The following is an 18129-nucleotide window of genomic DNA, read 5'->3' as shown; positions in this document are numbered from 1 at the left end:
CGCCGCGGCCGCGGCGGCCGCGCTCGTGCTCGCGTCGGCGGCCCTCGCGGTCGCCCTCGGCCGCTGAGGGGCTCCCCGCCGCGTCGTGGGCGCCGGGCGGCGAGGCTCGCGCGCATGGTCGACGCTGCGCGATCATCGAGCATGGACACCGATCCGCTCGCCGCCGATGCGCGGCATCCGCAGCTCGCGTTCCGCCGGGCGACGCCCGCCGACCACGCTCGCGTCGTCGGGGTGATCCCCACGTGGTGGGGCATGCCGACCACCACGACCCTGCCGCTCCTGCTCCCCCGCCTGTTCTTCCAGCACTTCGGCGACACGTCGACGATCGTCGACGGCGCCGACGGGTCGCTCGCGGCCTTCCTCATCGGGTTCCGGTCGCAGTCGCAGCCGGGCGTCGCGTACATCCACTTCGTGGGCGTCGATCCCGACCTTCGCCGATCGGGCCTCGCACGCACGCTCTACGAGCGCTTCTTCGACGAGATGCGGGCGAGCGGATGCGTCCGCGTCGACGCGATCACCGGTCCGGTGAATCACCGCTCCCAGGAGTTCCACCGCGCACTGGGCTTCGCGCTCTCGGGCGACACCGAGATCGACGGGGTGCTCGCCTGGCGCGACTACGACGGGCCCGGGGAACACCGCGTCGCGTTCACGCGGGCGCTCTGACCCACGGTCGCGCGCTTCGCACCTTCGAGATCGCTGTGAGGATGCCGCCGGACAGCGGCTGCGGGATGCATGAAACCTGCTTCTTGTGTTCTCATGGTTGCGGAGGGGAGTAGTCCCCGCAGGATGCGTCGTCATTCCGGGCCCGCCATCGGGCCCCGGCGCATCCGGGCCGACCGCCCGGCACGAGCCGGGCGTGCGACGCTCGGACGAGACCTCCGGTTGCCGTGATTCCGACAACTGGAGGATCTGATGGACGTGCCCCTGTTCGCCTGGCTCGCCGTGCTCGCCGCGATCGTCGCGATGCTCGCGATCGACCTGTTCGCGCATCGCAGGGCCCACGTGATCGGCGTACGCGAGGCGCTCGGCTGGTCGATCGTCTGGGTGCTCTCGGGCATCACGTTCGGCGTGGTGGTCTGGAACGCGTGGGACGCGGAGGCCGGGCAGCAGTACTTCGCCGGGTACCTCATCGAGAAGTCGCTCGCCGTCGACAACGTGTTCGTGTGGGCGATCATCTTCGCCGCGTTCGCGGTGCCGCGGGAGTTCCAGCACCGCGTGCTGTTCCTCGGCGTGCTGGGCGCGCTCGTGTTCCGCGGGCTGTTCATCGCGGCGGGTGCGCTGCTCATCGAGAACTTCTCGTGGATCCTCTACGTCTTCGCCGCGTTCCTGATCTACACCGGGTGGCGCATGATCCGCACCCGCAACGAACACGTGCATCCCGAGCGTTCGCGCGTGCTGCGCTGGTTCCGCCGGGTCGTGCCGATGACCGACGCCTACCACGGGCAGCGGTTCCTCGTGCGCAAGCAGGGCGTGCTGCTCGCGACGCCGCTGCTGGCGGTGCTCGTGCTCGTCGAGGTGACCGACATCGTGTTCGCGGTCGACTCGATCCCGGCCATCTTCGCCGTGACCGACGAGGCGTTCCTCGTGTTCACCGCCAACGCGTTCGCCATCCTCGGCCTGCGGGCGATGTACTTCCTGCTCGCCGACCTCATCCACCGCTTCGTGTACCTGAAGGTCGGCCTCGCGATCGTGCTCGTCTGGGTGGGCGTCAAGATGCTGCTGCTCGACGTGCTGTACATCCCCACCACGGTGTCGCTCGCGGTCGTCGCGACGATCATCGCGGTGTCGATCGTCGCGTCGCTGCGGGCGACCCGCGGCCAGGGCCGGCGAACGGTCGAGGCGGACCCGGCGGGAGCGTTCCGCGTGGCGAGCGACGAGGAGGTGGCGGCGCTCGAGCCGGTGCTCCGGCGGCGACGCGCCGCGGCATCCGCTCGCTGACCCCGAAGATCGCGGATGCCGCGTGCGCCTCGCCGTGCTCTCGGTTCGGCGGCGCCGCGGCATCCGCTCGCGGCGTCACACGGCGACGGCCCAGCCCAGCCGCGTAGTCTCGCTCCATGAGCACGCGCGAGCCCCTCTATGACACCGCCATCGCCGCCGGTCGCGGGCTGTTCGGCGCGCTGCGCCTGAAGCGCATCGCGACGGGAACCGAGCACATCCCGGCATCCGGCGGCGCCGTGTTCGCGATGACCCACTTCGGGTACTGGGAGTTCGCGCTCGTCGAGTGGGTGACCTGGATCTCGGCGCGCCGGCGGGTGCGCTTCCTGGCGAAGCAGAGCGTGTTCGAGAAGCCCGTGCTCGGCGCGGTCATGCGCGGGATGAAGCACATCTCGGTCGACATGAAGGCGGGCGCCGCCGCGTACGCGAACGCCGTGGCGGCACTGCGGCGCGGTGAGCTCATCGGGGTCTTCCCCGAGGCGGGCGTGAGCGCGTCGTTCACCGTGCGCGAGTTCAAGACCGGCGCCGTGCGCCTGGCCGCCGAGGCGGGCGTGCCCGTCATCCCGGTCGCCGTGTGGGGCGGGCACCGCCTGATGACGAAGCGGCACCGCGTGGGGTTCCGCGAGCGGTTCGGCGTGCCCGTGACGTTCGAGTTCGGCGCACCGATCGCGGTGAGTCCGGCGGATGACGCGCACACGGCCACCGAGCGCCTGCGCGAGACCATGCAGTCGATGGTCGACCGCCTCCAGCGCGACTACCCCGTCGACGGCACCGGCGCCTGGTGGCAGCCCCGCCACCTCGGCGGCACGGCGCCGACCCCCGAGGAGGCCGCCGCCGCCGACGCCGCCCGCGACGCCGCCCGCGAGCGCAAGCGCCAGGACCACGACTCGGCGCAGAGCTGAGCCGTCGGCCCGCACGCCGCGCGATCGCCGCCGGAAGAGCGTTGCCGTCGGCCCGGCCGTCAGTGCAGGGTCTCGCCTCGTCTGAGCATCTCGACGTACTGGGCGACCCGTGCGGCTCGCGACTCCGGCCGTTTGAGATTGGCCACGCGGAACGCCATCGAGAACCGGTTCTGCGCCGACTGGGACGCGAAGGCCTCGGCGACCTGCGGGTCTGCGTCCAGGGCCTCCTGAAGCTCGACGGGGATCTCGCCGTCGCGTTGCCGATACGCGCTGTCCCAACGTCCGTCCGCCTTCGCGCGGTCGATCTCGTGCTGGCCGCGAGGACGCATGCGACCCTCCTCGACCAGCCGAGTCACGTGGCCGATGTTGACCTTCGACCAGATGCTTCGCGGTCGTCGCGGCGTGAACATCTGCAGGTAGTAGTCGGCATCGAGGGCGGACGACTGCCCGTCGATCCACCCGAAGCACAGCGCGACGTCCAGCGCCTCGGCGTAGGTGATCCCGGGCCGGGTCGTCGCCTTCTTCCGCAGGCGGAGTCGGACCCCGCTCGAGTCGGGGTTCGAGTCCAGCCAGGCTTCCCAGTCCGCGGCCGAATCGACCTGCAGTTCGGGCTTGTCGTTGCGGCCGGCCATGACGGGAGGATAGCCGCGGTGCCGGTGTCGATGCACGCCGATCGCCGGCCCGAGCCGCGGACGGCATCGCGACGCTCAGCGGCCCGTGGCCTTCGCCTCCAGGTGGCGGCGCTCGGCGGCGTTGAGCGCGAGGCCCGCCGCCGCGGCGAACTCGGTGCGCGCGGCAGCCGTTCGGCCGGCGAGCTCGAGCAGATGCGCCCGCACCGCGCGCACGCGGAAGTGCCCGGCGAGCGCCGGCTCGAGGGCGACGGTGTCGAGCTCGCGCAGCGCGGCATCCGGCCCCTGCACCATCGCCACGGCGACGACCCAGCCGAGCTCGACCATCGGCCCGGGCGCCATGCGGCGCAGCAGCTCGTACAGCCCGAGGATCTCGGTCCAGTCGGTCTCGGCCGTCGACCGCGCCTCGGCGTGCACGGCGGCGATCGCGGCCTGCACCTGGTACGGCCCCGGCTGCGACGACGCGAGCGCCCCCTCGATGAGGGCGACCCCCTCGGCGATGAGGACGCGATCCCAGAGCGAGCGGTCCTGCTCGTCGAGCGGAACGAACACGGGCGGCGAGCCCGGCACCTCGACCCGCTGGCGGGCCGGACGGCGCGACTCGGTGAGCAGCATGAGCGCGAGGAGGCCGTCGACCTCGCCGCGCCACGCGGCGCCGGGCGGCGTCGCGGCCTGCAGCATCCGGGCCAGCCGGATGGCCTCGCCCGAGAGGTCGGAGCGCGCGAGCGACTCCCCCGCGCTCGCGGTGTGCCCCTCGGTGAACACGAGGTAGAGCACGTTGCACACCGCGGCGACGCGGCCGGGCAGCTCGTCGGCCCGCGGCATCCGGAACTCGCCGCCCGCCGCGCGGATGCGGGCCTTCGCCCGGGCGATGCGCTGCCCCACGGTCGCCTCGGGCACGAGCAGCCCACGCGCGATCTCGGCGGTCGTGAGGCCGCCCACCGCCCGCAGCGTGAGCGCGAGCTGCGCCGGCCGGCTGAGGGCGGGGTGGCAGCACAGCAGCAGCAGGGTGAGCGAGTCGTCGCGAGCGGATGCCGCGGCGCCCACCTCGAGCGCCGCGTCGCGCTCCTCGCGCGCCCGCCGGGCCACGTCGCGCCGCACGTCCTCGACGTAGCGCCGGTAGCCGACGGCCACGAGCCACGCCCGCGGGTTCTCGGGCGGGCCCGCGTCCGTCGTCCACTGCACGGATGCCGCGAGCAGCGCCTCCTGCATCGCGTCCTCGCTCGCCTCGAAGTCGCCGGTGCGGCGCACGAGGATCGCGAGGGCCGAGGGGGCGGCCGCCCGCAGCATCCGCTCGATCCCGGTCAGGGCGACCTCCTCGGGCGCCGCGACGGCTCGCCTCGCCCGCGTCAGGCGACCGACGCGTCGGCGGCGGCCATCTGCGCGAGGATCGGGTGGATCTCGACCATGCCCTGTGCGGCCTCGGGCATGCGGGCCGCGATCTCGACGGCGCGGTCGAATGACTCGACGTCGACGAGGTAGTAGCCGCCGAGCAGTTCCTTCGTCTCGGCGAACGGGCCGTCGCTCGCGACGGGGCCGTGCTCGCCGAGCGACACCCGGCGCACGGTCTCGGGGCCCGCGAGCTGCTCGGCGTCGACCAGCTCGCCCGACTCCTGCAGGTCGGTGAACAGCTTCGTGTAGACGGCCATGCCCTCGGCCTGCTGCTCGGGGGTGAACGATGCGAACGCCGCAGCCCACTCGGGGTTGGACTTGATGAGGATGAGGTACTTCACGACTCGCTCCTTGCTCTGCGTCGGGAGGCGGTTGCGCTCCCATCAGTATGTCGAGGCGGATGCCGCGAATTCGACACCCGCGGCGAATCCGGCCCACGCCGGTCGAGGAGGGCCGCCAGGCCCGTATCGAGACCCTCCCGCCACCGGCGCCGGTCGAGGAGGGCCCCCAGGCCCGTATCGAGACCACTCCTCCACAGGTCTCGATACGCCGCTCCGCGGCTACTCGACCGGCGATTCAGGCCCGCGCGAGGATCGCCGCCGTGTCGACGCCCGGCGGAAGCGCGCCGTAGAGGGTGCCGCCGTCGCCCTCGAGGCGGGAGCGCGCGAACGCGTCCGCGACCGCGGCGGGCGAGTGCTGCACGAGCAGCGACGCCTGCAGCAGCAGGGCGAGCCGCTCGGCGAGCTCCCGTGCCCGCACGGGCGCGCCCGCGGCATCCGCCGACACCTCGCGCACGATCGACTGCGCCTCAGCGAGTGCGAGGTCGAACGCGGCGTGGCCGCCAGCCGCCTCGCCCACGACGTCGAAGAACGCGTCGAACGCGTCGGGCTCGCGGTCGAGCACCCGCAGCACGTCGAGGGCGATGACGTTGCCCGACCCCTCCCAGATCGCGAGCAGCGGCTGCTCGCGATAGCGGCGGGCGAGCGGGAACGCCTCGGTGTAGCCGTTGCCGCCGAGGCACTCGAGCGCCTCGTACGCATGCTCGGGCCCGCGTTTGCAGATCCAGAACTTCGACACGGCCGTCGCGAGGCGGCGGAACGCCCGCTCGGCGTCGTCGGCGTCGTCGTCGTAGGCCCGCGCGAGGCGCATCGCCGTGACGGTCGCCGCCTCGGACTCGAGCGCGAGGTCGGCGACGACGGCCGCCATCGCCGGCTGGTCGACGAGCAGCGACCCGAACGCGCTGCGGTGCCGCACATGCCACGCCGCCTCGGCGACCGACTGCCGCATGCCCGCGGCCGTGCCGATCACGCAGTCGAGGCGGGTGCGCGTCACCATCTGCACGATCGCCGCGACGCCCCGCCCCTCCTCGCCCACGAGCCACGCCGTCGTGCCCTCGAACTCGACCTCGCTCGACGCGTTCGAGCGGTTGCCGAGCTTGTCCTTGAGGCGCTGGATGCGGAACACGTTGCGCGACCCGTCGGGCAGCACGCGCGGCACGAAGAAGCAGCTGAGCCCGCCCTGCGCCTGCGCGAGCACGAGGAACGCGTCGCTCATGGGCGCGCTGCAGAACCACTTGTGCCCCGTGAGCCGGAACTCGCGCCCCCGCGCGTCGTCGGCGCCGGTCGGCTCGGCGCGCGTCGTGTTCGCGCGCACGTCGGAACCGCCCTGCTTCTCGGTCATCGCCATGCCCACCAGCGCCGAGCGCTTCGCCACCCGAGGACGTCCCCCGCCCTGTGCGGGTCGAGGAGCGGCCCCCGGGCGCGTCTCGAGACCCACCCCGCCCAGCTCCGGCTCGTACGCGCGGCTCAGCAGCCGCGGCATCCATTCGTCGCGAAGGCCGGATGCCGCGAGCTCGAGCACGGGCACCGCGGCGTGCGTCATCGACACCGGGCAGGCATGCCCGGGCTCGACCTGCGCGAAGAGCAGGAACGCCGCCGCCCGGTCGACGTTGGCGCCCGCACCGGGATCCGCCCACGCCGACGTGTGCGCCCCCGCGCCCACGGCCGCCCCGAGGATGCGGTGGTACGCGTCGTCGTACTCGACCTCGTCGACGCGGACGCCCCATCGGTCATGGCTGCGCAGCACGGGCGGGTGCGTGTTCGCGAGCTCCGCATCGCGCTGGAACGCCGCCGATCCGACGTGCACCCCGACCTCGGACAGCGGCGGGACGGCACCCGCCCGCCCCCATCGCGCGACCGCCTCGACGAGGGGCGCGTCGGTGGCGAATTCGTCGACCCCCTCGCGCGGCGGCGGCTGGTTGACGACCTCGTGCGTGTGGATCATCGTCGACCTCCGAGTGCCATTCTGCTCGCCCGTCCGCCCGGGATCGAGTCATCCGTCCCATTCGCGCACGTGCCCCATCGCCGCCTCGGGCGAATGCTTGCCGCGGCTCGCGGAACCTCGTTACTGTCGGGAACACGCAGGGCCCCGCCCGGCACCACCGGGCGAACCTACGAACCCCCGCGGCCACCCGCCGTGGGCTTCTGCCTGGCCACGGTGCGGTGTCCTGCGAAATCGCGTGATGCCGCCGAGAGAACTGGAGCATCACAGTGCGAACACTGAGTCGGATCGTCGCGCCCGTCGGCGCGCTCGCCCTCGTCTGCGGGTTGTCGCTCGCGGCCGCGCCGGCGGTCGCCGCCCCCGCGCAGACCGGGGAGAGCGAGACCTACGTCGTCCTCTACAAGGCGAACGCGGTCGGGGCGAAGTCGCTCGCGAAGCTCTCCGCGGCCGGCGGCACGGTCGTGCAGACGTACCCGCAGATCGGGGTCGCGATCGTCTCCTCCGACCGCGTGGGCTTCGGCGACGCCGTCGAGGCGGCCGACCCATCGGTGCAGGGCGCGGCCTCGACCGCGGCCCTCGGGGTGCAGCTCGCCGATGAGGCGACGGATGCCGCCGAGCCGATCGATCCCGGCACGCCCGCGCCCGGCAACGACCCGCTGAGCTCGATCCAGTGGGACATGGACCAGATCTCGGCCCCTGAGGCCCGCGCGATCAACGGCGGCAGCGCCTCGGTCATCGTCGGCGACATCGACAGCGGACTCGACTGGACGCACCCCGACCTCGCTCCGAACGTCGACTTCTCGCGCAGCGTCTCGTGCGTCGGCGGCGTGCCGAACCAGGACCCGGCCGCGTGGATGGACGACGACGGCCACGGCACGCACACCGCGGGCACGATCGCCGCGGCCAAGAACGGCCTCGGCATGGTGGGCGTCGCGCCGAACGTGAAGATCGCGGGCATCAAGGCCGGCGACGCCGACGGGTTCTTCTACCCCGAGGCCGTCGTGTGCTCGTTCATGTGGGCGGCGACCCACGGCATCCAGGTGACGAACAACAGCTACTTCGCCGACCCGTGGCTCTTCAACTGCAAGAACGACCCCGAGCAGCGGGCCATCTGGGAGGCCGAGCGCCGTGCCATCCGGTTCGCGCAGCAGAGCGGAACCGTCGTCGTGTCGGCCCTGGGCAACCAGTCCGACGACCTGGCCCACACGACGGGCGACGCCACGAGCCCCGACAACACGACTCCGGTGCAGCGCGAGATCAGCAACGCGTGCGCCATCGTGCCGGCCGAGGTGCCGGGCGTCATCGGCGTCACCGCCAACGGCATCGACCAGTTCAAGTCCTACTACTCGAGCTACGGAATGGGCGCCGCCGACGTGGTCGCGCCCGGCGGCGACCGCCGCTTCCAGGTGACCCAGCCCGGTGGCGGACGCATCCTCTCGACGTGGCCGGCGAGCCTGCTCGCCACGACCTGCGGCATCCCGCTCGTGTCGCCGGATGGCGCGTACTGCTACATCCAGGGCACGTCGATGGCCTCGCCGCACGTCGCGGGCGTCGCCGCGCTCATCGTCTCGACGGGCATCACGAACCCGGGAACGGTCGCGGCGCGCATCACCGGCACCGCCGACCCGATCGCCTGCCCGACCGACATGTCGGTGTACGCGAACTTCCCCGCGGTCGACAACGGCGCACCGCAGGTGTGCACGGGCGGCATCGGCTACAACAGCTTCAACGGCCACGGCCAGGTGAACGCGCTCAGCGCGATCGGGGGCTGACGCAGCTCGGTTCCATACGCGACGGATGCCGCGGTCGGGTTCGCCCGGCCGCGGCATCCGCGCGTCACGGGGTCGGGGCCTCGAGACGCCATGCGCCGCTGCTCATCCGCACATGGCCGCCCACCGGAGGGTCCGGTCCGTTTCGATTGCGCCCTGAGCGATATCGGCCATCCGACGGATGTCGGCGGCATGCGGTTGGATGCAGACTTGTCCGGTGCATCCCGGGGCTCGAGCCCCGACGCGGCACCGCGCGGCACGCCGCACACCACCATCCACACATCGTTCCGTTGCGGAGAATCATGCTCGGCAAACTCCTCGTCCGCTATCTGAGGCCCTACCGGTGGCTGCTCGCCGGGGTCCTCGTGTTCCAGTTCCTGTCGGCGCTCGCGAGCCTCTACCTCCCGAGCCTCAACGCCGACATCATCGACAACGGCGTCGCCAAGGGCGACACCGACTACATCTGGTCGACGGGCATGTTCATGCTCGCGATCTCCCTCGCGCAGATCGTGGCCGCGATCATCGCCACGTACTTCGCCGCGAAGGCGGCGATGCGCGCCGGCCGCGACATCCGCAACGACGTGTTCGACAAGGTGAGCGCGTTCTCGGAGCGCGAGGTCTCGCAGTTCGGGCCGGGGTCCCTCATCACCCGCAACACGAACGACGTGCAGCAGGTGCAGATGCTCGCGATGATGGGCGCCACCATGCTCGTGAGCGCGCCGCTGCTCGCGATCGGCGGCGTCATCATGGCGCTGCAGCAGGATGTCGGGCTCAGCTGGCTCATCGGCGCGGCCGTGCTCACGATCCTGGTCGTCGCGAGCTTCGTGATCGCCCGCATGGTGCCGCTGTTCCGCAGCTACCAGGGCAAGCTCGACGCGGTCAACCGCGTGTTCCGCGAGCAGCTCACGGGCATCCGCGTCGTGCGGGCGTTCGTGCGAGAGGACATCGAGGAGCAGCGCTTCCGCGGCGCGAACACCGACATCATGGTCGTCGGCCGCCGCGTCGGCACCCTCTTCGTCACGCTCTTCCCGCTGTTCATGCTCGTGCTCAACGTCACGATCGTGGGCGTCATCTGGTTCGGCGCGATCGAGGTCGACGCGGGCACGGTCGAGATCGGCACGCTGTTCGCCTTCATGCAGTACGTCGGCATCATCCTGGGCGGCGTGCTCATGGCCGCCTTCACGACCATCATGATCCCGCGAGCCGCGGTCTCATCGGAGCGCATCAGCGAGGTGCTCGCGAGCGAGTCGACGCTCACGCGGCCGGCCGACGCCGTCACCGCGTTCCCGGCCGTCGGATCGGTCGAGTTCCGCGACGTGTCGTTCAAGTACCCGGGCGCCGAGCATGCCGTGCTCGAGCACATCTCGTTCCGGGCCGAGCCCGGCGAGACCGTCGCGATCGTCGGCTCCACGGGCGCCGGCAAGACCACGCTCGTCTCGCTCATCCCGCGGCTCTTCGATGCCACGGGCGGCAGCGTGCTCGTCAACGGCGTCGACGTGCGCGAGGCCGACCTCGAGCACCTGTGGAAGACGATCGGCCTCGTGCCGCAGCGTCCGTTCCTCTTCGCGGGCTCCGTCGCGTACAACCTGCGCTTCGGTCGCGAGGAGGCGACCGACGCCGAGCTCTGGCACGCGCTCGAGATCGCGCAGGGCCGCGACTTCGTCGCGGACATGCAGGGCGGGCTCGATGCCCGCATCGCCCAGGGCGGCACGAACGTCTCGGGCGGCCAGCGGCAGCGGCTCGCCATCGCCCGCGCGATCGTGCACGCTCCCGACGTCCTCGTCTTCGACGACTCGTTCTCGGCACTCGACCTCACGACCGACGCGAGGCTCAGGCAGGCGTTGTGGCGCGAGCTGCCACAGGTCACGAAGATCGTCGTGGCCCAGCGCGTGTCGACGATCACGGATGCCGACCGCATCGTCGTGCTCGACGATGGCGGCATGGTGGGCATCGGCACGCACGAGGAGCTCCTCGAGACGTGCGAGACCTACCGTCAGATCGTGGAATCCCAGCTCGGAGTGGAGGCACAGGCATGAGCGACAACACCTCTCGCCGCTCGCGGCGCCGCAACCTGCCGCCGGAGCCGGTCAACGCGACGATCGGCGTCCCCGAGCCCCTCGACGAGGAGCTGCTCGAGGAGCAGCGGCTCGCCGAGGAGGCCCGCATCAACTCCGGCTCGTGGGACAGCGTCGCGCCCGGCAAGGCGCAGGACTTCGGCGCGAGCTTCCGCCGCATGCTCGGGCTCCTCGCGCCCTACAAGTGGCCGTTCGCGTTCGTGTCGGTGCTCGGCGCCATCGGCGTGGTGCTCACCGTCATCGCGCCGAAGGTGCTCGGCGAGGCCACCAACATCATCTTCGAGGGCTTCCTCTCGCTGCAGATGCCCGCGGGCGTGACCCAGGAGCAGGTCGTCGAGCAGCTGCGGGCCTCGGGCCAGGACGACCTCGCGAACATGGTGTCCGCCGCGACGCTCGTGCCCGGCGAGGGCATCGACTTCGTCCGGCTGAGCCAGGTCGTGATCATCGTGCTCATGCTCTACGTGGTGGCATCCGTGCTGTCCTGGATCCAGGGCTACGTGATCAACGTCATCATGGTGCGGGCGATGTGGCGCCTGCGCGAGGACGTCGAGGCCAAGGTGCACCGCCTGCCGCTGAGCTACTTCGACAAGACGCAGCGCGGCGAGCTCATCTCGCGGGTCACGAACGATATCGACAACATCACGCAGACCATGCAGCAGTCGCTCTCGAGCGCGCTCACGAGCGTGCTCACGGTGATCGGCGTGCTCATCATGATGTTCTCGATCTCGTGGCAGCTCGCCCTCGTCGCGCTCGTCTCGCTGCCGCTCATGGGCATCATCTTCGGCGTGATCGGCCCGAAGTCGCAGGCCGCCTTCGGCGTGCAGTGGAAGAAGGTCGGGCGCCTCAACGCGCGCGTCGAGGAGTCGTTCTCGGGCCACGCGCTCGTGAAGGTCTTCGGACGCGAGCAGGACGCGAGCTGGAAGTTCCGCGCCGAGAACGAGGAGCTCTACGACGCCGCGTTCAAGGCGCAGTTCCTCTCGGGCATCATCATGCCCGGCATGATGTTCGTCGGGAACCTGACCTACGTGGGCATCGCGGTGCTCGGCGGGCTCATGGTCGCGAGCGGCCAGCTGCGCCTCGGCGACGTGCAGGCGTTCATCCAGTACTCGCAGCAGTTCACGCAGCCGCTCTCGCAGCTCGGCGGCATGGCGGCGGTCGTGCAGTCGGGCACCGCCTCGGCCGAGCGGGTCTTCGAACTGCTCGACGCCGACGAGCAGGAGCAGGACGCCGAGACGGCGCCCGCACCGGTCGACGGCGACGGCACGATCGAGTTCGACCACGTGTCGTTCGCGTACACGCCCGACCGTCCGCTCATCAAGGACCTCTCGTTCCGGGTGGAGCCCGGGCAGACGGTCGCCATCGTGGGCCCGACGGGCGCCGGCAAGACGACGCTCGTGAACCTCATCATGCGGTTCTACGAACTCGACGGCGGCCGCATCCTCCTCAACGGGCAGGACACGGCTGAGCTCACCCGCCACGACGTGCGTGCCCGCACCGGCATGGTGCTGCAGGACCCGTGGCTGTTCGCCGGCACGATCCGCGAGAACATCCGCTACGGACGCGAGTCGGCGACCGACGACGAGATCCTCGAGGCCGCGCGCGCCACGTACGTCGACCGCTTCGTGCACTCGCTGCCCGACGGCTACGACACCGTGCTCGACGAGGAGGCGTCGAACGTCTCCGCCGGCGAGAAGCAGCTCATCACGATCGCCCGCGCGTTCGTGGCGCAGCCGAGCGTGCTGATCCTCGACGAGGCGACCTCCTCGGTCGACACCCGCACCGAGCTGCTGCTGCAGCACGCGATGGCCGCGCTCCGCGAGGGTCGCACGTCGTTCGTGATCGCGCACCGGCTCTCGACGATCCGCGACGCCGACCTCATCCTCGTGATGGAGCACGGCGACATCGTCGAGCAGGGCAACCACGAGCAGCTCATCGCGGCGAAGGGCGCGTACTACCGGCTCTACAACTCGCAGTTCGAGCAGGCGGCGACCGACCTCGACGTCGAGTTCGAGCACGCGATGGCCGGGGATGCCGCCGGCGGATCGGGCGCCGGTCCGAACGCGCTGGAGGCCGCGGCGGAGCAGGCGGCCGAGGTCGAACTCTAGGCCGCAGCGGCCTCAGCACGAACGAGCGGATGTCCCATCGGGGCATCCGCTCGTCGTTCGTGGTCGCCGTTCGACCCGCGACGGTCGCGGGTAGGCTGGATCGGTCGGCGGCACCGGATCCCGCCGCCGGTCAGGCCCTGCTCAGCCGTGCCGTACCGATCCCCCCGCTCCCGACCCGAGGTCCCGTGACGTCTGCGCTCCAGCCCGTGCGCCCCTGGCGCCTGTGGCTCGTGTGGGGCGTGGGGGTCGCCGCCTACGTGCTGTCGGTCACGAACCGCACGTCGCTCGCGGCGGTCGGCGTCGACGCGGCGGTGCGGTTCGACGCGGATGCCTCGACGCTGTCGATGTTCGCCGTGATCCAGTTGTTCGTCTACGGCGCGATGCAGATCCCCGTGGGCCTGCTGCTCGACCGGTTCGGCGCGCGGCCCATCATCACGGCGGGCATGTTCCTCATGGCGGTCGGACAGCTCGTGCTCGCGTTCGCGCCCGACGTGGGCACGGCGATCTTCGCCCGCATGCTGCTCGGCGCGGGCGATGCCGCGATCTTCCCGAGCGTGCTGCGCGTGGTGTCGGTGTGGTTCCCCGAGCGGCAGGCGCCGTTCATGGTGCAGCTCACGGGCATCACCGGGCAGGCGGGGCAGCTCCTCGCGATCCTGCCGATGGCGGCCCTGCTGCACGCCACGAGCTGGACGGTGGCGTTCGGCACGCTCGCAGGGCTCGGGGTGCTCTTCACGGTGCTCACGTTCGCGGTCATCCGGAATCATCCGCCCGACCGTGACGCGGATGTCTCGGTGAACACCGAGACGGGCGCGATCCGCGTCGTCACGTCGTCAGCCGACCTGCGCGAGGGCTTCCGGGAGTCGTGGTCGCATCCCGGCACCCGCCTGGCGTTCTGGTCGCACTTCACGACGCCGTTCTCGGGCACGGCGTTCGTGCTGCTCTGGGGCTTCCCGTTCCTCACCGTCGGCGAAGGACTCACGCCCGCGATGGCGTCCCTCATCTTCAGCGTGTACGTCGTGTTCGGCATGGTCGCAGGTCCCGTGATCGGCGTGCTCTCGAGCCGGCACCCCACCCGCCGTTCTCGCATGCTCGTGCTGCCGATCATCGGCATCCAGGTCGTCGCGTGGCTCGCGGTGATCCTGTGGCCGGGCAGCTCGCCGCTGTGGCTGCTCTTCGTGCTCGCGTTCGCGATGAGCACCGGCGGTCCCGGCTCGATGATCGGGTTCGACCACGCGCGCACGCACAACCCGAGCCACCGCCTCAGCACCGCCACGGGCATCACCAACGTCGGCGGATTCCTCGCCGCGCTCCTCGCCATCCTCTTCATCGGCATCGCGATGGACGTGCAGGGCGCGGGCACCCCCGACACCTACAGCCTCGAGGCGTTCCGCATCGCCTTCCTCACCCAGGTACCGCTGTGGCTGCTCGGCGCCACCTTCATCGTCATCGAGCGCGGCCGCACCCGCGTGCACCTCGGCCTCGACGAGCCGCGCCGCTCGCGTCGCCGCGGAGGCCGCCCGAACCTCGGCGACGAGACCGACGCTGCCTCCTGACCCCCACGTCCCTGACCCCCCAGACCACCACGTCCCAGACGGCCACGTCCCAGACCACCACCTCCCCTGACCACCACCTCCCCTGACCACCACCTCCCCTGACCACCACCTCCCCTGACCACCACCTCCCCTGACCACCACCTCCCCTGACCACCACCTCCCCTGACCACCACCTCCCCTGACCACCACGTCCCAGACCACCACCTCCCCTGACCACCAGACCCCCCCAGACCACCACGTCCGCTGACCATCACGTCGGCGCTGCCGGCACCACCGCTCCGAGCGACCTGCTCCATGGGATCGCGGTAGCGAAGTAGCCTTCCCTACCGCGCTCGACGGCAGCGTGGCGCACGAGTGCGGCCGACCGCGGACGCAGAGCGGCATGGCCGCTCGAGACAAGCTCCGCCGTGGCACCGCGAAGTGCGAAGTGCGAAGTGCGAAGTGCGAAGTGCGATGTGCGAGTGCGATGTAGCGAAGTACCGAAGTACCGAAGTAGCAAAGTAGCCGAAGTAGCCGAAGTAGCCGAAGTAGCCGAAGTAGCGAAGTAGCGAAGTAGCGAAGTAGCGAAGTAGCGATGTCTACCGCGATCGCTCGGGGACACTCGGGGACACTCGGTCGAGAGGCGATGCGAGGCCTCGCCAGCTGGATCCTCTCGCGACCCACCTGCTGCGCCCCGAACGGGAAGACGTCCTGTGCGGGGTTGTAGGGGCGGAGCAGGCGCGAGGCCTCGCGCACGTGGGCGGGACCGAACCGTGCGCCGGGCCGATAGCTGACGCCGCTGTCGAAGGGGACGCCCGCGATCGCGACGTCGGCCCGGCCGACCTCGTCGAGGCGGGGAAGCCGGGCGAAGGTGGCGATGCCGGCGAACCGGGGCACGACGCTCGCGTCGACGGGTCCGCGGATGTCGCCGGCCGCGTCGTTCGGAGTGGGTTGCATATTACGAAACTTCCAGTACTCTTGAGGAAACTTGCCGCAACTGTACGACGCGGCCGGCATCGCCGTCAAGGGAGTCGTGGAAGGAGTCCGCATGCGCCCGATCCATCCGTCGGCCGACGCGGTCGGCACGCCGATCGGGGCCAAGCTGCGCAGCACCCGCATCGCGCAGGGGCTCACGCTCGCGCAGGTCGCCGAGTCGAGCGGGCTCAGCAAGGGCTTCCTCAGCCGGGTCGAGCGCGACGAGACCTCCCCGAGCGTCGCCACGCTCGTGCAGCTCTGTCAGGTGCTCTCGCTCCCCGTCGGCGCGCTCTTCGCCGAGCCCGAGATCCAGCGCGTCACGCGCGCCGACGCACCGAACATCAACCTCGGCGGCGTCGGGGTCACCGAGCTGCTCATGTCGCCCCGCGGCGAAGCCCGCGTGCAGCTCATCCGATCGGCGCTCGGGCCCGGCGCCCACGGCGGCCACGAGCTCTACACCGTCAACTGCGACGTCGAGGTGCTGCACGTGGTCGCCGGCGCCGTCACCGTGCGGTTCGCCGACCGGTCGGTGCGGCTCGAGACCGGCGACGCGCTGACCTTCCCCGGGCGCGAGCCGCACACGTGGCACGCGGAGGACGACGCGCCCGCCGAGGTGTGCTGGGTGCTCGTCCCCGCGCCCTGGAGCGGGTCCTCCTGAGCGCCGCCGCGGGGCGTGGGTAGGGTTGCGGCATGGGCCTCTTCAGTCGACGCGAACCCCGCCCGCCGGCCGACGACGGCGATGCCGCCGCCATCGCCGCTGATGCGGACGGCGCCCCCGCCGCACTCGTTCCGCGCGGGCCGGGGCCGGGGTCGATCTGGGGCGACCGGCTCGGCCGGTGGGCGACCCGCAGCCTGCAGGTGCTCATCGTCGTGGCCCTCGCCGCGCTCGCGATCTGGGGCCTCTCGCAGGTCACGGTGCTCGTCATCCCGGTGCTCGTCGCCATCATCGTCGCCTCGGCCGCATCGCCGCTGATCGCCTGGCTCCGCAGGCACGGCGTCTCGCCGATGCTCGCGGCGTGGATCACGCTCCTCAGCGGCATCCTCGTGCTCGGCGGGATCGTGACGGGCATCGTCTTCGCGGTGCGCAACCAATGGCAGGACCTCGCGGACTCGGCGGTGCAGGGGTTCGACCACCTGCTCGAGTGGGCCACGTCGTTGCCCATCCCGATCGACCAGCAGCAGATCGACGACGCCCGCAACGCGATCGTCGACTTCGTCACGAGTGCCGAGTTCGGCGCCGGGGCGCTCGCGGGGGTGTCCGCGGCGGCCGAGATCGCCACCGGGGCCGTGCTCATGTTCGTCATGCTGTTCTTCTTCCTGAAGGACGGCGACGTCATCTGGGCGTTCTTCCTGCGCCCGTTCCGCGGCAGGGACCTCGAGCGCGGCCGCCGCGTGGGCGTGACGAGCGTGAAGGTGCTCGGCGGCTACGTACGCGGCACCGCGATCGTGGCGTTCGTCGACGCCCTGTTCATCGGCATCGGCCTCGCGATCCTCCAGGTGCCGCTCGCGCTGCCGCTGGGCGTGCTCGTCTTCCTCGCGTCCTTCATCCCGATCGTCGGCGCGACCATCACCGGCATCCTCGCGGCCCTCGTCGCGCTCGTCGCGAACGGGCCCATCGTGGCCCTCATCGTCATCGCGATCGTGATCGGCGTGAACCAGCTCGAGGGCAACTTCCTGCAGCCCGTGGTGATGGCGCAGTCGCTCAAGCTGCATCCGCTCGTCATCCTCATCGCCCTGACCGCCGGCTCGGTGCTCGCGGGCATCGTGGGGGCGGTGCTCGCCGTGCCGATCGCCGCCGTCACCTGGGCGATCATCAAGGTCTGGGACGGACCCGACCCGTCGATCGACGCGCGCAAGTCGTTCCGGCGCCGACGGCGAGCGGATGCCGCGACCGACACGGCGGTCGCCGTCGTGCCCGATGCAGGCCCCTCCGCCGGCACGCCCGTCGCCTGAGCTTCGAGGCCTGGGCTCGGTCGCCCGAGACCTCAGCGCAGCAGCCGATCGACCGCGGTCGTCACGGCGGCGCGGAGCCGCGCCCCGTCCGCCGGCTGCACGAACGGCAGCATCGAGGAGATCACGGTGATGAGGCCCATCGCGGTCTCGGGCGAGAACCGGGTCGAGACGACCCCGCGCGACTGGGCCTCGGCGATCGCGGCGGCCTTCGCGGCATCCGTCGCGAGGAGCTCGGCCGAGCGCATGCCCGCGCCGTCGCGCTCGAGCCGGTCCCAGAGGGCGAGGCGCACGATCTCGGGGTGCGCGGCGTTGTAGTCGAGCAGCCGGCCGGCGTACTCGTCGAGGTGCTCGGCGTCGATGGGGTTGTCGACCACGAGGCGCCGCACGAGTCCGGCGAAGACCGCGTCGAACAGCTGCTCCTTGTTGCCGAAGTAGGTGTACAGCAGTGCCTTGTTGCAGCCGGCGAGGTCGGCGATGCGATCGACGCGCGCCCCGGCGATGCCGCGGGCCGCGAACTCGGTCGTGGCCGCCTCGAGGATACGGGCTCTCGTCGTCGCTGCGTCTCGTGCCATGCCGCGAGTA

The 18129-nt window shown here is 71.4% G+C and carries 14 protein-coding genes and 1 pseudogene; 9 read left to right on the top strand and 6 right to left on the bottom strand.

Annotated features, from left to right (window positions below):
* Nucleotides 1-141 precede the first annotated feature (141 nt).
* The 3 genes from EDM22_RS14185 (at nucleotide 142) to EDM22_RS14175 (ending at nucleotide 2837) form a co-directional block, all read left to right on the top strand.
* On the top strand, nucleotides 142-663 hold the full coding sequence (locus EDM22_RS14185; RefSeq protein ID WP_122937742.1) for a GNAT family N-acetyltransferase: 522 nt from the start codon (nucleotides 142-144) through the stop codon (nucleotides 661-663).
* A 249-nt stretch (nucleotides 664-912) separates the two neighbouring features.
* The gene (locus EDM22_RS14180; protein ID WP_122937741.1) at nucleotides 913-1938 is read left to right on the top strand and encodes a TerC family protein; all 1026 of its coding nucleotides are present in this window, start codon (nucleotides 913-915) and stop codon (nucleotides 1936-1938) included.
* Nucleotides 1939-2054: 116 nt separating this feature from the next.
* Entirely contained in the window at nucleotides 2055-2837 is a 783-nt protein-coding gene (locus tag EDM22_RS14175; RefSeq protein WP_122937740.1) for a lysophospholipid acyltransferase family protein, read from the top strand.
* Between the two features lie 59 nt (nucleotides 2838-2896).
* Here EDM22_RS14175 and EDM22_RS14170 read toward each other — a convergent pair whose 3' ends face one another.
* The 4 genes from EDM22_RS14170 to EDM22_RS14155 form a co-directional block, all read right to left on the bottom strand.
* Nucleotides 2897-3469: a YdeI/OmpD-associated family protein gene (locus EDM22_RS14170; protein ID WP_122937739.1), complete on the bottom strand. Its 573-nt coding sequence runs from the start codon at nucleotides 3467-3469 to the stop codon at nucleotides 2897-2899.
* A gap of 75 nt (nucleotides 3470-3544) precedes the next feature.
* A complete protein-coding gene (locus EDM22_RS14165) occupies nucleotides 3545-4756 on the bottom strand; it encodes an RNA polymerase sigma factor (RefSeq protein ID WP_122937738.1) in 1212 nt (403 codons plus the stop codon).
* Between the two features lie 59 nt (nucleotides 4757-4815).
* Nucleotides 4816-5199, bottom strand: a complete 384-nt coding sequence (locus EDM22_RS14160) for a YciI family protein (RefSeq protein WP_122937737.1) — start codon at nucleotides 5197-5199, stop codon at nucleotides 4816-4818.
* A gap of 235 nt (nucleotides 5200-5434) precedes the next feature.
* Nucleotides 5435-7141 carry an acyl-CoA dehydrogenase family protein gene (locus tag EDM22_RS14155; RefSeq protein ID WP_122937736.1) on the bottom strand — a complete coding sequence of 569 codons (1707 nt, stop codon included), beginning with the start codon at nucleotides 7139-7141 and terminating at the stop codon, nucleotides 5435-5437.
* A 266-nt stretch (nucleotides 7142-7407) separates the two neighbouring features.
* Here EDM22_RS14155 and EDM22_RS14150 point away from each other — a divergent pair, with 266 nt between their 5' ends.
* The 4 genes from EDM22_RS14150 (at nucleotide 7408) to EDM22_RS14135 (ending at nucleotide 14640) form a co-directional block, all read left to right on the top strand.
* The gene (locus EDM22_RS14150; RefSeq protein WP_122937735.1) at nucleotides 7408-8910 is read left to right on the top strand and encodes a S8 family serine peptidase; all 1503 of its coding nucleotides are present in this window, start codon (nucleotides 7408-7410) and stop codon (nucleotides 8908-8910) included.
* A 299-nt stretch (nucleotides 8911-9209) separates the two neighbouring features.
* Complete coding sequence (locus EDM22_RS14145) at nucleotides 9210-10943, top strand: ABC transporter ATP-binding protein (protein WP_122937734.1); 1734 nt, start codon at nucleotides 9210-9212, stop codon at nucleotides 10941-10943.
* Entirely contained in the window at nucleotides 10940-13087 is a 2148-nt protein-coding gene (locus tag EDM22_RS14140; protein ID WP_122937733.1) for an ABC transporter ATP-binding protein, read from the top strand. Before EDM22_RS14145 ends, EDM22_RS14140 begins: the two co-directional genes overlap by 4 nt.
* Nucleotides 13088-13272: 185 nt before the next feature.
* The gene (locus EDM22_RS14135) at nucleotides 13273-14640 is read left to right on the top strand and encodes an MFS transporter (protein ID WP_245989396.1); all 1368 of its coding nucleotides are present in this window, start codon (nucleotides 13273-13275) and stop codon (nucleotides 14638-14640) included.
* 660 nt (nucleotides 14641-15300) lie between these two features.
* Here EDM22_RS14135 and EDM22_RS14125 read toward each other — a convergent pair.
* Nucleotides 15301-15576, bottom strand: a pseudogene (locus tag EDM22_RS14125) (arginase family protein); the annotation flags it as partial.
* 91 nt (nucleotides 15577-15667) lie between these two features.
* On the opposite strand from EDM22_RS14125, the gene EDM22_RS14120 reads away from it, so the two are divergent.
* Together EDM22_RS14120 and EDM22_RS14115 are read left to right on the top strand one after the other, a co-directional pair.
* Entirely contained in the window at nucleotides 15668-16252 is a 585-nt protein-coding gene (locus EDM22_RS14120) for a helix-turn-helix domain-containing protein (protein WP_122937744.1), read from the top strand.
* A gap of 32 nt (nucleotides 16253-16284) precedes the next feature.
* Nucleotides 16285-17547, top strand: coding sequence for an AI-2E family transporter (locus tag EDM22_RS14115; RefSeq protein WP_122937730.1), 1263 nt, complete (start codon nucleotides 16285-16287; stop codon nucleotides 17545-17547).
* 32 nt (nucleotides 17548-17579) lie between these two features.
* Here EDM22_RS14115 and EDM22_RS20185 read toward each other — a convergent pair whose 3' ends face one another.
* Nucleotides 17580-18119, bottom strand: a complete 540-nt coding sequence (locus tag EDM22_RS20185) for a TetR/AcrR family transcriptional regulator (RefSeq protein WP_122937729.1) — start codon at nucleotides 18117-18119, stop codon at nucleotides 17580-17582.
* Between the last annotated feature and the right edge of the window lie 10 nt (nucleotides 18120-18129).

The organism is Agromyces tardus (genome assembly GCF_003710805.1).
GTDB lineage: Bacteria > Actinomycetota > Actinomycetes > Actinomycetales > Microbacteriaceae > Agromyces > Agromyces tardus.
The sequence above is the reverse complement of the archived record's forward strand: the minus strand, read 5'-3'. Positions and strand labels throughout refer to the sequence as shown.

Excerpts from the sequence above, each read along its gene's own strand:
- EDM22_RS14185 (WP_122937742.1), top strand. The coding sequence starts at position 142 with ATGGACACCGATCCGCTCGCCGCCGATGCGCGGCATCCGCAGCTCGCG.
- EDM22_RS14180 (WP_122937741.1), top strand. The coding sequence starts at position 913 with ATGGACGTGCCCCTGTTCGCCTGGCTCGCCGTGCTCGCCGCGATCGTC.
- EDM22_RS14175 (WP_122937740.1), top strand. The coding sequence starts at position 2,055 with ATGAGCACGCGCGAGCCCCTCTATGACACCGCCATCGCCGCCGGTCGC.
- EDM22_RS14170 (WP_122937739.1), bottom strand. The coding sequence starts at position 3,469 with ATGGCCGGCCGCAACGACAAGCCCGAACTGCAGGTCGATTCGGCCGCG.
- EDM22_RS14165 (WP_122937738.1), bottom strand. The coding sequence starts at position 4,756 with ATGCTGCGGGCGGCCGCCCCCTCGGCCCTCGCGATCCTCGTGCGCCGC.
- EDM22_RS14155 (WP_122937736.1), bottom strand. The coding sequence starts at position 7,141 with ATGATCCACACGCACGAGGTCGTCAACCAGCCGCCGCCGCGCGAGGGG.
- EDM22_RS14145 (WP_122937734.1), top strand. The coding sequence starts at position 9,210 with ATGCTCGGCAAACTCCTCGTCCGCTATCTGAGGCCCTACCGGTGGCTG.
- EDM22_RS14140 (WP_122937733.1), top strand. The coding sequence starts at position 10,940 with ATGAGCGACAACACCTCTCGCCGCTCGCGGCGCCGCAACCTGCCGCCG.
- EDM22_RS14120 (WP_122937744.1), top strand. The coding sequence starts at position 15,668 with ATGCGCCCGATCCATCCGTCGGCCGACGCGGTCGGCACGCCGATCGGG.
- EDM22_RS14115 (WP_122937730.1), top strand. The coding sequence starts at position 16,285 with ATGGGCCTCTTCAGTCGACGCGAACCCCGCCCGCCGGCCGACGACGGC.
- EDM22_RS20185 (WP_122937729.1), bottom strand. The coding sequence starts at position 18,119 with ATGGCACGAGACGCAGCGACGACGAGAGCCCGTATCCTCGAGGCGGCC.